Below are 10,746 nucleotides of genomic sequence, written 5' to 3'. Positions count from 1 at the left end.
CGCTTCTCACGGATCTTCGCTGCCTTGCCGCGGAGATCACGGAGGGAGTAGAGCTTCGCGCGGCGGACGTCACCGCGAGTGACGACCTCGATGTGGTCGATGTTGGGCGTGTGCACCGGGAAGGTGCGCTCCACCCCGACGCCGAAGGAGACCTTACGGACGGTGAAGGTCTCGCGGAGTCCGCCACCGTGGCGACGGATCACCACGCCCTGGAAGACCTGTACACGGGAGCGTGAACCCTCGATGACCTTGACGTGCACCTTGACGGTGTCACCCGGACGGAAGTCCGGGATATCGGAGCGCAGCGACTGCGCGTCGAGCTCGTCCAGGGCGTTCATGGCTCGTCGTCCTCGCGTCTCACGGGTCGGCCCGGCACGCACCGTCGGGGACGACGGCGGCCGGGCGACCGGATGGGTTCGTACCGTGTTGCGCGTGGCGGGTCCTGCGGGAATGCGGCCGGATGCCCGTCACGCGGACGGACCCGGACACCGATCCCGGCCCGTGGCAACTCCCCCAGTCTGCCAGACGGCCCCGCCGTCTCCGGTGGGCGGGGGCGGGCCGGGGATCCGCCGCGGCCCGCTCAGCCCGGGGCCTCGTAGCCCGCCGCGGCGAGGACCTCCCGATCGCGCCGGTCGAAGACCGCGGGCCCGTGCCGGGCGAGCAGCCCGTCGAGCAGGTCGGGGCGCACGGCGGCGGTGCGCTCGAGCGAGCGGTCACGCCGCCAGCGGGCGACGGCCCCGTGGTCGCCGCCCCGCAGCACCGCCGGGACGTCGAGGTCGCGCCAGGACTCCGGGCGGGTGAAGGCGGGGGCCTCGAGCAGGCCGTCGGAGAACGAGTCGCGCTCCGCGGACTCCGGGTTGCCGAGCACACCCGGGACCAGCCGGGACACCGCCTCCACGGCGACCAGGGCCGCGGCCTCGCCGCCGGCGAGCACGTAGTCGCCGAGGGAGAACTCCTCGACCCGGCCGTGGCGGGCGGCGTCGGCGGTGACCCGCGCGTCGATGCCCTCGTAGCGCCCGCAGGCGATCATCAGCCGGGACTCGCGCGCCCAGCCTGCGGCGCGGGCCTGGGTCAGCGGCGCCCCGGCCGGGGTCGGGACGAGCAGCAGCCCGGGATCGTCCGGAGCCTCGGCCCGCACCGCGTCGAGGGCCTCGCCCCACACGGTCGGCACCATGACCATGCCGGGTCCGCCGCCGTACGGTGCATCGTCGACCGCCTGGTGGACCCCGGTGGCCCAGCGACGCAGGTCGTGGACGTGCAGGTCGATCAGCCCGGCCCGCCGTGCCCGGCCGACGAGGGCCTCGTCGAGCGGGCCGAGGTAACCGGGGAAGATCGTGACGACGTCGATGCGCACGCCGGGATCCTGCCGGGTGCCGTGGAGAGGGGATGCGGATGGGCGGCACGACACCGGTGCTCTGGGCGTCCGACCTCGACGTGCAGTGGCGCGTGCTCGTCGCCCTGCTGCTCGCGCTCGTGCTGTGCACCGTCATCGGGATCGAGCGCGAGCTGGCCGCGAAGAGCGCCGGGCTGCGCACCCACGCCCTGGTCGGGGTGGGCTCGGCCGCGTTCATGCTCATCTCGAAGTACGGCTTCGGCGACCTGCTCGCCCTCGATCACGTCGCGCTCGACCCCTCGCGTGTCGCGGCGCAGATCGTGTCCGGGATCGGCTTCATCGGCGGTGGGCTCATCTTCGTCCGCCGTGACGCCGTCCGGGGGCTGACGACCGCGGCGACGGTGTGGGTGGCGGCCGCCGTCGGCACCGCGTGCGGAGCGGGCCTGCCCCTGCTCGCGGTCGCCGGGACGGCCGTCCACTACCTGATCACCCGCGGGTACCGACCGCTGGCACGGGCACTCTCCCGCCAGTCGAGCGCGCCGCGGCCGGTGCACGTGAGCTACGTCGACGGACGCGGGGTGCTGCGCTCGATCCTCACCCTCTGCACCGAGCGCGGCTTCGCCGTGGCCGGGATGACCGTCGACCGGGAGGATCCGGCGGACGGCGAGAACGGCACGCCGGGCACGGCGGCGGTCACCCTCTCGCTGCTGGGGCGCATCCCGATCAACCCGCTGACCACCGAGCTCGCCGAGATACCCGGCGTGCGGGGGGTACGGCTGCCCGAGGAGGAGGAGCCGGCCGACTGAGGCTCAAGGCCGGGTCGAACAGACCGTCCGGCGGGTCGAGGACCACGCGCCCGCCTGCCACGTCCACCGTCGGGACGATCGCCGTGACGAACGGGACGAGCAGCTCGCCCGCCGCACCACCGTCGAGGACGAGCAGCTCACCGCCCGCACCGTGCTGGACCGCCGTGACGGTCCCGATCACGGTGCCGTCGCCGAGCTCGGCGCGCAGGCCCTCGAGCTGGTGGTCGTGGAACTCGTCCGGGTCGTCGATGTCGGTGTCGGCGGCCTCCGCCTGGAGGACGGCGCGGTGCATCGCCTCGGCGGTGTCGCGGTCGGCGACCTCGTCCACGGTCACGAGCAGACGCTCGCCGTGCCTGCGGGAGGCGGTGATCGTCAGCGTCCGGGGACCGGGTCCGCCGGAGACCTGCAGCACGACGCCGGGCGCGAAGCGCTCTTCGGCGTTGTCGGTACTGGGCTCGACGACGAGCTCACCGCGCAGGCCGTGAGCCTTGACGACCCGCCCGACGATCCGCAGATCGCCGGACGGGTCAGCCATGGGCCGGGGTGACAGTGGTGCTCATGCTCAGCGGTCGGTGTCGACCACGTCGACGCGCACTCCGCGCCCGCCGACTCCGCTGATCACGGTGCGCAGGGCGGTCGCCGTCCGTCCGCTGCGCCCGATGACCTTGCCCAGGTCGTCCGGGTGCACGCGCACCTCGAGGGTGCGACCCCGGCGGTTGGTCACGAGTTCGACGGAGACCTCGTCGGGATGCGAGACGATGCCGCGCACCAGGTGTTCGAGGGCCTCGGCGAGATCACTCACCGCCGACTCACTCGGCCGCGTTGTTGCTGACCTTGGCCAGCTCCTCGTTGAAGCGGGCCTGCTTGTCGACCTTCTCGGCCTGCGGCTTGAGCCGGCCCTCGGCGCCGGGAAGGCCCTTGAACTTCTGCCAGTCGCCGGTGACCTTGAGCAGGCCTGCGACCGGCTCGGTCGGGAGGGCGCCCACGCCGAGCCAGTACTGCGCGCGCTCCGAGTTGATCTTGATCTCGCTCGGGTGGCTCTTCGGGTGGTACTCGCCGATCGTCTCGATGACGCGCCCGTCGCGACGGTTGCGGGCATCGGCGATGACCACACGGTAGTGGGGCTCGCGGATCTTGCCCATGCGGGCGAGCTTGATCTTGACGGCCACGGGTCCGGTGTACTCCTCGTTCGCAATACTGCTTCGTGCTCGGCGTCCCCGGCCGATGTGGGGGTCACCACCGGCCGTGCACCGCAGGTCCGAGGTCGCGACCCGGAGAGAGGGTGGTCGCGACGCAACCTCCTGATTGTGCCAGACCCCCTCCCGACGACGGAGCGGCGGGCTAGGCGTCCAGGGCCTCGCGCACCGCGCGGGCGTTCGCCACCGCCTCGGGGGTGTCCCCGTGCAGGCACAGCGAGTCGGCGCGGACCGACAGCTCCGTCCCGTCGACGGCGACGATCACCCCGTCACGGGCCAGCCGGACCGCCCGTTCGACGACGGCGTCGGTGTCCGGCAGGAGCGCGCCCGGCTCCCGGCGCGGCACCAGCGTGCCCTCGGGCGTGTAGCCGCGGTCGGCGAACGCCTCGGCGATCGTCGCCAGCCCGGCGTCGGCGGCGAGCGCGAGGAGCCGACCGCCCGGCAGCCCCATGACGGGCAGGTCACCCGCCGCCCTCGCGGCGTCGACGACGGCGGCCGCCTGCGCCTCGTGGTGCACGACGGTGTTGTAGAGCGCGCCGTGCGGCTTGACGTACTCCACCTCGGCGCCTGCCGCGGACGCCATCGCCCGCAGGGCGCCGATCTGGTAGAGGATCTCCGCGGCGAGCGTCTCGCCGTCGACGTCGAGGAAGCGCCGTCCGAACCCGGCGAGGTCGCGGTAGGAGACCTGGGCGCCGATCCGGACCCCGCGCTCCGCCGCCCGGGCACAGACCCGGCGCATCGTCGGCGCGTCGCCCGCGTGGAACCCGCACGCGACGTTCGCCGAGGTCACGACGTCGAGCAGCGCGTCGTCGTCGGTGAGCGACCACGGTCCGAAGCCCTCGGCGAGGTCGGCATTGAGATCGAGCATCAGCCCAGCATCCGTCCGCGACGCAGGACCGCGACCGGACGGCGCAGGACGTCGAGGTCGGCGTACGGGTCCGCGGGAAGGACCATGACGTCGGCCGGGGCGCCGTGCTCGATCCGCGGGCGCCCGAGCCAGACCCGCGCCCCCACCGTCGCCGAGGCCAGGGCCCCGCCCCGGCCGAGCCCCCCGTCGGCCAGCGCCGCGATCTCGTCGACGATCCGGCCGTGCACGATGCCGCCGCCTGCGTCGGTCCCGGGGTAGACGGTGACGCCGGCCTCGATCGCGGCGCGGATCGTCGCGGGCGCCCGCGCGTAGAGCTCCCGCATGTGCGTCCCGTACCGCGGGAACTTCCCGCCCGCGGCGTCGGCGAACTCCGGGAAGTTCTCCACGTTGATCAGCGTCGGCACCAGCGCCGTGCCCCGCGTGGCCATCATCGCGATCGTCTCGTCGGCGAGGCCGGTGCCGTGCTCGATGCAGTCGATGCCCGCCCCGATCAGCCCGGGCAGCGCCTGCTCGCCGAACACGTGCGCGGTCACCCGGGCGCCGTGGGCGTGGGCGGCGGCCATGGCGTCGCGGAGCACCTCGTCGGGCCAGAGCGGGGCGAGGTCGCCCTCGTCGCGGTAGATCCAGTCGCCGACGAGCTTGACCCACGGGTTGAGCCTCGCCTGGTCGGCGACGACAGCGGCGAGGCCCGTCGCCGGGTCCGCCGGGTCCTCGATGTCGATCGGCAGGCCGCGGATGTAGCGCTTCGGCCGCGCGAGATGCCTGCCGGCCCGGACGATCTCGGGCATCTCCGGGTCGTCGTCGAGGGGTCGGGTGTCGATCGGCGCACCGCAGTCGCGGATCAGCAGCGCCCCGGAGGCCGCGTCGGTGTGTCCCTGGGCCCGCGCGTCCTCCAGTTCGACGGGGCCGTCGGGACCGATCCCGACGTGGCAGTGCGCGTCGACCAGGCCGGGCAGGATCCAGCCCGAGATCGTCTGCGCCCCTGCGATCGGCCCGTCGGTGAACCGGCCGTGCTCGTCGACCCACAGGTCGCGGGCGCCGTCCCCCGCCTCGGCCGTCTCGTCGAGCACCACGCCGTGGAGGTGGAGGGGGGTCGCCGGGGTGAGGGGAGAGGCCACGGCCCGGCATCGTAGGAGAATCGGCGCCGTGGGGGACACACAGCGCGGCGGAACGCGACCATGAGGACCGACCCGGGCCGTCCCGCCCGGATCGAGGACGTGCACGCGCTGGCGCGCGCGATGCCGCACGTGCGCGCGCTGACCGGGCCGAAGGGCAACTCGATCTACCAGGTGGGCGGGAAGTCCTTCGTCTTCTTCCGCACCCCGCAGCGCGACGCCGCCGACCCGGACACCGGTGAGCGGTACGACGACGTGATCATGCTGTGGGTCGAGTCCGACGAGGCGAAGGCGGCGCTGCTCGGCGACCCGACGGCGCCCTACTTCACGACGCCCCGCTTCGACGGGCACCCGTCGGTGCTGGTCCGCGGCGCGCGGCTGGGCGAGATCGGCCTCGCCGAGATCACCGAGATGGTCCAGGACGCATGGCTGGCGCAGGCCTCCCCGCGCCGTCGCGACGCCTGGCTGGCCGAGCACGCACCCTGAGACGGCCTACTTGCGGCGCTTCTTGTTGCCCTTCTTGCCGCCGCCGGACCCGCCCCCGCCGTTGCCGCCGCCGGAGTTGCCCGGGAACGACAGCGCGCCCGGGTCGAAGCCCTCCGGCAGCTGGTCGAGCCCCGCGAGGCCGGGCGGGAGCTGGTTGAGACCCGGGGTCTCGTAGGAGCCGACCGAGCGCTGGCCGCGGTTGGCGGTGCTCTCCGAGGCGATCCCCGCGATCGCCGGCATCGTCTTGCCGCCGCCGCCCCGCTGGGCCTTGCCGCTGCCCTTGCGTGCGCTGCGGGCCGCCTTGCGACCCCCGCCGCCCATGCCGGGCAGACCGAACTGGCCCGCCATGTTCTTCATCATCTTGCGGGCCTCGAAGAACCGCTCCACGAGCTGGTTGACGTCGGTGACGCCCACGCCGGAGCCGTTCGCGATCCGTAGCCGCCGCGACCCGTTGATGATCTTCGGGTCCTCGCGCTCGGCGGGGGTCATGCCGCGGATGATCGCCTGCACGCGGTCGAGGTGCTTCTCGTCGACGTTCGCGAGCTGGTCCTTCATGCCCGCGGCGCCCGGGAGCATCCCCAGGATGTTCGCGATCGGACCCATCTTGCGGACCGACTGCATCTGCTCGAGGAAGTCCTCGAGGGAGAAGTCGCCCTCGCCCATCTTCTTGGCGGCGGCCTCGGCCTGGCCGGCGTCGAACGCCTGCTCGGCCTGCTCGATGAGCGAGAGGACGTCGCCCATGCCCAGGATGCGCGAGGCCATCCGGTCGGGGTGGAAGACGTCGAACTCGTCGAGACCCTCGCCGTTGGAGGCGAAGAGGATCGGCTGGCCGGTGACCTCGCGGACGGAGAGCGCCGCGCCACCGCGGGCGTCGCCGTCGAGCTTGGTGAGCACCACGCCGTCGAAGCCGACCCCGTCACGGAAGGCTTCGGCGGTGTTCACGGCGTCCTGCCCGACCATGGCGTCCAGGACGAAGAGGATCTCGTCGGGCGTCACGGCGTCGCGGATGTCCGCGGCCTGGCGCATCAGGTCCTCGTCGACGCCGAGGCGTCCTGCCGTGTCGACGACGAGCACGTCGTACTGGCGGGCCTTCGCGTCGGCGATCGCGCGGCGGGCCACGTCGACCGGGTCGCCGACGCCGTTGCCGGGTTCCGGGGCGAAGACCTCGACCTCGGCGCGCCCGCCGACGATCTGGAGCTGGTTGACCGCGTTCGGGCGCTGCAGGTCGCAGGCCGCGAGCATCGGGGTGTGGCCCTGGTTCTTGAGCCAGCGCGCGAGCTTCCCGGCCAGCGTCGTCTTACCGGAGCCCTGCAGGCCGGCGAGCATGATGACCGTCGGCGGGTTCTTCGCGAACCGCAGGCGCCGGGTCTCGCCGCCGAGGATGCCGACGAGCTCCTCGTTGACGATCTTGACGACCTGCTGGGCCGGGTTGAGCGCGTCGGAGACCTCGGCGCCGCGGGCCCGGTCCTTGATCTGCTTGACGAACTGGCGGACGACGGGCAGCGCGACGTCGGCCTCGAGCAGCGCGATCCGGATCTCGCGGCAGGTCGCGTCGATGTCGGTCTCGGAGAGCCGGCCCTTGCCGCGCAGGTCGGACAGGGCCCCGGTGAGGCGTTCGGACAGGGTGTCGAACACGGCGGACGTTCTCCCCCAGACGATGGGACGGCATCGGCGGGGATGCCTGCTGGTGCTCCGGCCCGGGCACGCCACGGGTCGAGGCCCAGCCTAACCGTGCACCGTGCCCGCGCTCTCAGCCCGTGCGGGTCCCGGTCTCCTCGTCGGCGCCCTGGCCCGGTGCGGCGGCCGCCATGACCGCCGCCTCGATCCCCCGACGGCGGGTCGGGTCCAGCGCGACGGTGGTCCCGGTACCGGGCCCGTCGTGAGGGACCTCGACGACGTCCCCGTCCGGGTCGGGTGAGGCCTCCAGGCAGAACGCGTCGACCACCGACGAGCCCAGCGTCGACACCCGCGCCCAGCGGACGTCGACCCCCTGGTTCTCGAGGGCCGCCGCGACCCGGTAGAGCAGCCCGATGCGGTCGGCGGTGCGCAGTTCGAGCACGACCGCGCCGGTCGCCTCGTCGTCGAACCACAGCACGCGGCTGGCCGACGAGGTCGTCGACATCCGGGACGAGTAGTCGCGCTCCTTGGCCGCCAGGCGCGCCGGGAGGTCGAGGGAGCCCTGCAGCACGCGGACCAGGTCCTCGCGCAGCAGCGACGCCTCGGGCAGGCGCCCGAACCGCGGCGAGACGGTGAAGCTGTCGACCGCGACGCCATCGTGCTCGACGAGGACCGCGGCGTGCACCTGCAGCGAGTGCAGGGCGAGCACCCCGGCGGCCCGGCTGAGCAGGCCGGGACGGTCCGGCGCGGCCACCGTCATCGTCACCGTCGTCAGCTCGTCGCCCGCGTCGATCGACACCTCCGCGCGCCCGGAGGACGCGACGGCCCGCGCGAGGGTGAGCCGGTCGTCGGACAGCGGCTCCGGCCCGGGGACGGGCTCACCGGCCATGACCACGCGGCAGCGGCGCACGAGGTCGCCCATCAGCGTCGCGCGCCACGGCGTCCAGACCCCGGGGCCGGTGCCGAGCGCGTCGGCCTCGGCGAGGGCGTGGAGCAGCTCCAGCAGTACCGGGTCGCCGTCGAGGGTGTCCACGACCCGCTGCACCGTCGCCGGGTCCTCGGGGTCGCGGCGCTGCGCGGTGTGCGGCAGCAGCAGGTGGTGGCGGACCATCGCCGCGAGGGTGTCGACGTCGGTGGGCCAGAGCCCGAGCCTGCGCCCGATGTGGCGGGCGAGCTCCGCCCCCACCACGGAGTGGTCCTCGTCGCGGCCCTTGCCGATGTCGTGGATGAGGGCACCGAGCAGCAGCAGGTCGGGGCGGGAGACGCGGGTGGTCAGCTCGCCGGCGCGCCGGGTGACCTCGACGAGGTGGCGGTCGACGGTCCACACGTGCTGGCGGTCCCGCGGCGGGAGGTCGCGGACCGCGCCCCACTCCGGGAACAGCCGGCCCCACAGGCCGGTGCGGTCGAGCGCCTCGATGACGTCGACCATGCCCCCGCCGGCCCCGAGCAGGGCCAGCAGTTCGGTCCGGGCCGCGCGCGGCCACGGTTCGCGCAGCTCGGGGGCGGCGTCGGCGAGGCGGCGCAGGGTCCCGGAGGCGATCGGGAGCCCGGTGCGCGCGGCGACCGCGGCCAGGCGCAGCACGAGCGCCGGGTCCCGGCTGACCTGCGCCTCCCGCGCCAGCGCGACCTCGCCGGCGTGCTCGACGACGCCGTCGTCGAGCGGGCGGCGGGCGGGGGTGCGGCGCAGGGCGGCCAGGCCGCGCTTCGGCAGGGCCGCCCGGGCGGAGCGCAGCGCCACGTCGGTGGCGTAGACGACGGTGCGGGCGGCCCCGGAGAGCGAGCGGGCGAGGTCGTAGCGGTCGGTGACGCCGAGGTCGGGGACCCCGGCGAGCTCGTGGGCGTCCTCGGCCTGGAGGACGTCGCGGGCGCGGCCGGCACGGCGGTGCAGCTCGGTGCGCAGGTCGAGCATCAGCCCACGGGCGGAGCGGACGTCGACGGCAGGTCGGTCGACGAGCTGGGCGGCGGCGAGGGCGTCGAGGAGCTGGACGTCGCGCAGTCCGCCCCGGCCGTTCTTGAGGTCGGGCTCGATGCGGTGGGCCACCTCGCCGGAGCGCTGCCACCGACCCTGGGTCGTCTCGACGAGCTCGTCGAACCGGCCGCGCATGCCTGCCCGCCAGGCCTGCCGGGCCGAGGACGACAGGCGGGAGGCCAGCTCGGCGTCGCCGGCGATCAGACGGACCTCGAGCAGCCCCAGGGCGACGCGCAGGTCCTCGGTCGCGACGGCGACGGCCTCGCCGACGGTGCGTACCGAGTGGTCGAGGCCGATCCCGGCGTCCCAGAGCGGGTACCAGAGGGCATCGGCGAGCCGGGCGACCTTGTCGGCGCCCCGCGCCCGTCCGGTGCCGTCGTGGACGAGCACCAGGTCGAGGTCGGACCAGGGCGCGAGCTCGCGCCGTCCTAGGGCTCCCACCGCGACGAGCGCGGTGCCGTCCCCGACGCCGACCGCGGTGGCGCGGGTGGCGAGCCAGAAGTCGTGGAGTTCGACCAGGGCCTCGCGCAGGGCGGCGGGGCCGAGCCTGCGGGCTCCTGGTGGTGGTGTGAGCAGTGCGGTGCGGGCGCGGACCAGGTCGACCGCCGCCCCCTCGTCGGACTCCCCCGAGACCTTCGGGACTCCCCCGACGTCCAACGGGTCGTCCGGTCCGGACATCCCCGGGGCGCCCGGTCCCGACCCCGCAACGACCATGCCCGTCCTCTCGCGCTCGCCCTTCAGCAGGTGTGATTGACGCGGGGACCCGACCGGGCCGCCGCACGTCGAGGGCGCGCGCAGGCGGTCACGGCGCCGGGCCCGGTCACGAGGACCGGACCCGGCGCCGTGGTCACCACCAGGCGGCGTCCCGCGAGCTAGAGGGCGTCGGCCCCGCGCTCGCCGGTGCGCACGCGCACCACCGTCTCGATCGGGGTCACCCAGACCTTGCCGTCACCGATCTTGCCGGTGCGGGCGGTCTCGGTGATCGCGTCGAGCACCTTCTCCGCGGTCGGGTCGTCGGTGACGACCTCGATGCGGACCTTGGGGACGAAGTCCACGGAGTACTCGGCTCCGCGGTAGACCTCGGTGTGGCCCTTCTGCCGGCCGTAGCCCTGGACCTCACTGACCGTCATCCCCAGGACGCCGAGCTGCTCGAGAGCACCCTTCACGTCCTCCAGCACGAACGGCTTGATGATCGCCGTCACCATCTTCATCGCGGAGCACCCTCCCTCGGGGTCGCAGGCAGCGCGGACCCGGTAGCGCCCGCGCCGAGGAGCGAGGAGTTACCTCCACCGCTCAGTCCGGAGAAGTCATACCCCGACTCGGCGTGCTCCGACTCGTCGATGCCCGCGGCCTCCT

At 74.2% G+C, this 10,746-nt stretch carries 11 protein-coding genes and 1 pseudogene; 2 read left to right on the top strand and 10 right to left on the bottom strand.

Translation table 11 applies throughout. The features are described from left to right. Positions 1 to 338: 50S ribosomal protein L19 (gene rplS, locus VGI02_RS15675; protein ID WP_331628398.1), on the bottom strand; the 338-nt coding region annotated here is incomplete at its 3' end. Positions 339 to 580: 242 nt separating this feature from the next. Further along, positions 581 to 1,354, bottom strand: coding sequence for a tRNA (guanosine(37)-N1)-methyltransferase TrmD (gene trmD / locus VGI02_RS15670; RefSeq protein WP_331628396.1), 774 nt, complete (start codon positions 1,352 to 1,354; stop codon positions 581 to 583). A gap of 38 nt (positions 1,355 to 1,392) precedes the next feature. On the opposite strand from trmD, the gene VGI02_RS15665 reads away from it, so the two are divergent. Next, positions 1,393 to 2,139, top strand: coding sequence for an MgtC/SapB family protein (locus VGI02_RS15665; protein ID WP_414638288.1), 747 nt, complete (start codon positions 1,393 to 1,395; stop codon positions 2,137 to 2,139). Here the strand turns inward: VGI02_RS15665 and rimM are convergent. The 5 genes and pseudogenes from rimM to VGI02_RS15640 form a co-directional block, all read right to left on the bottom strand. Then, the gene (gene rimM / locus VGI02_RS15660) at positions 2,057 to 2,674 is read right to left on the bottom strand and encodes a ribosome maturation factor RimM (RefSeq protein WP_414638287.1); all 618 of its coding nucleotides are present in this window, start codon (positions 2,672 to 2,674) and stop codon (positions 2,057 to 2,059) included. The two genes, VGI02_RS15665 and rimM, sit on opposite strands and share 83 nt — an antisense overlap. Positions 2,675 to 2,701: 27 nt before the next feature. Next, positions 2,702 to 2,941, bottom strand: coding sequence for an RNA-binding protein (locus VGI02_RS15655; RefSeq protein ID WP_331628392.1), 240 nt, complete (start codon positions 2,939 to 2,941; stop codon positions 2,702 to 2,704). A 22-nt stretch (positions 2,942 to 2,963) separates the two neighbouring features. After that, positions 2,964 to 3,308, bottom strand: a pseudogene (gene rpsP, locus VGI02_RS15650) (30S ribosomal protein S16); the annotation flags it as partial. A gap of 172 nt (positions 3,309 to 3,480) precedes the next feature. Continuing rightward, positions 3,481 to 4,203 carry a LamB/YcsF family protein gene (locus tag VGI02_RS15645; RefSeq protein WP_331628390.1) on the bottom strand — a complete coding sequence of 241 codons (723 nt, stop codon included), beginning with the start codon at positions 4,201 to 4,203 and terminating at the stop codon, positions 3,481 to 3,483. Beyond that, positions 4,203 to 5,321: an amidohydrolase family protein gene (locus VGI02_RS15640; RefSeq protein ID WP_331628388.1), complete on the bottom strand. Its 1,119-nt coding sequence runs from the start codon at positions 5,319 to 5,321 to the stop codon at positions 4,203 to 4,205. Before VGI02_RS15640 ends, VGI02_RS15645 begins: the two co-directional genes overlap by 1 nt. Positions 5,322 to 5,381: 60 nt before the next feature. Between VGI02_RS15640 and VGI02_RS15635 the strand changes: the two genes are divergently transcribed. Beyond that, complete coding sequence (locus VGI02_RS15635; protein WP_331628386.1) at positions 5,382 to 5,804, top strand: MmcQ/YjbR family DNA-binding protein; 423 nt, start codon at positions 5,382 to 5,384, stop codon at positions 5,802 to 5,804. Positions 5,805 to 5,810: 6 nt separating this feature from the next. On the opposite strand, the gene ffh is transcribed toward VGI02_RS15635, so the two are convergent. From ffh to VGI02_RS15620, 3 genes are all read right to left on the bottom strand, one after another. Further along, entirely contained in the window at positions 5,811 to 7,439 is a 1,629-nt protein-coding gene (gene ffh, locus VGI02_RS15630; protein WP_331628383.1) for a signal recognition particle protein, read from the bottom strand. A 115-nt stretch (positions 7,440 to 7,554) separates the two neighbouring features. Beyond that, positions 7,555 to 10,104 (bottom strand): [protein-PII] uridylyltransferase, encoded by a 2,550-nt coding sequence (locus VGI02_RS15625; protein ID WP_331628381.1) that lies wholly within the window; start codon positions 10,102 to 10,104, stop codon positions 7,555 to 7,557. Positions 10,105 to 10,262: 158 nt separating this feature from the next. Beyond that, the gene (locus tag VGI02_RS15620; RefSeq protein ID WP_331628379.1) at positions 10,263 to 10,601 is read right to left on the bottom strand and encodes a P-II family nitrogen regulator; all 339 of its coding nucleotides are present in this window, start codon (positions 10,599 to 10,601) and stop codon (positions 10,263 to 10,265) included. Positions 10,602 to 10,746: the final 145 nt, after the last annotated feature.

Origin of the sequence: Actinomycetospora sp. (assembly GCF_036497245.1) — a bacterium.
Taxonomy (GTDB): domain Bacteria; phylum Actinomycetota; class Actinomycetes; order Mycobacteriales; family Pseudonocardiaceae; genus Actinomycetospora.
The sequence above is the reverse complement of the archived record's forward strand: the minus strand, read 5'-3'. Positions and strand labels throughout refer to the sequence as shown.